Raw genomic sequence first — 849 nt, forward strand, 5'->3', positions numbered from 1 at the left:
CGGCCCGACAGCCGGGTGCGGACGGTCTGTTGGGGCTGGCCGCGTGCTGGCGGGTGGCCGTGGACCAGGGGGCCGGACTCGCCGCGGGACTCGACCGGCTCGAAGGGGCGTTGCGCGCGGACCGGGACCAACGGGCCGACCTCCGCGCCCAGTTGGCCGGAGCGCGGGCCACCGCCGTGATGCTCGCCGGACTGCCGGTACTCGGGCTGCTGCTCGGCGCGGCGATGGGCGCCGATCCGTTGCGGGTGCTGCTGCACAGCGGGGCGGGGTTGGGGTGCCTGGTGGTCGGGGGGTTGCTGGAGGGCCTGGGGATGTGGTGGGCGCTGCGGATCGTGCGCGGGGTGGAGGCGGCGTGAGCGGGGCAGTCGTGGTCGCCGGGTGTCGGAGTGGCGCTGGTGGTCTCGGAGGCCGTTCTGGGGCGGGACGGCGCGAGGGCGTGACGGGTCGGCCGCCGGGATTCGGGGTTGGCCGGCTGGAGGGGATCGGCCGCTCGGCGAGGGCTGGGAGCGGCGTGCGTGCTGAAGCGGAAGCCGGTCGAGGTCGGAGAAGGAGGACCGCGTGAGTACGGAAGTTGTCCACAGGCTGGGGGTGGCCCTGGGGGCGGTGCTGGTCGTGGCGTGGTTGGTGCGGTGGCTGGACTCGCTGCGGCGGGAGCGGAGGGCCCGGCGACGGCTGGCCGGGCTGCTGCTTCGGGAAGCTCGGGAGGTTAGGGAGGTGCCGCCTGCCGGGCGGTGGTTCGAGGTACGGGACGCCGTGCGGCTGTGGATGCCCGTGATGGGCGTCGTGGGTGCCGGGTGGGTGTTGGTCGGTGGGGTCGCCGGAGTCGTGGTGGGCGGGGTTGCCGCACTT

The 849-nt window shown here is 75.3% G+C and carries 1 protein-coding gene and 1 pseudogene; both read left to right on the forward strand.

What is annotated here, in order from left to right; genetic code table 11:
• A partial coding sequence (locus R6V09_RS54110; protein ID WP_442810327.1) for a type II secretion system F family protein occupies positions 1-356 on the forward strand: 356 nt, incomplete at its 5' end.
• A 202-nt stretch (positions 357-558) separates the two neighbouring features.
• Positions 559-849, forward strand: a pseudogene (locus tag R6V09_RS54115) (type II secretion system F family protein); the annotation flags it as partial.

The organism is Streptomyces sp. W16, from assembly GCF_033194735.1.
Taxonomy (GTDB): domain Bacteria; phylum Actinomycetota; class Actinomycetes; order Streptomycetales; family Streptomycetaceae; genus Streptomyces.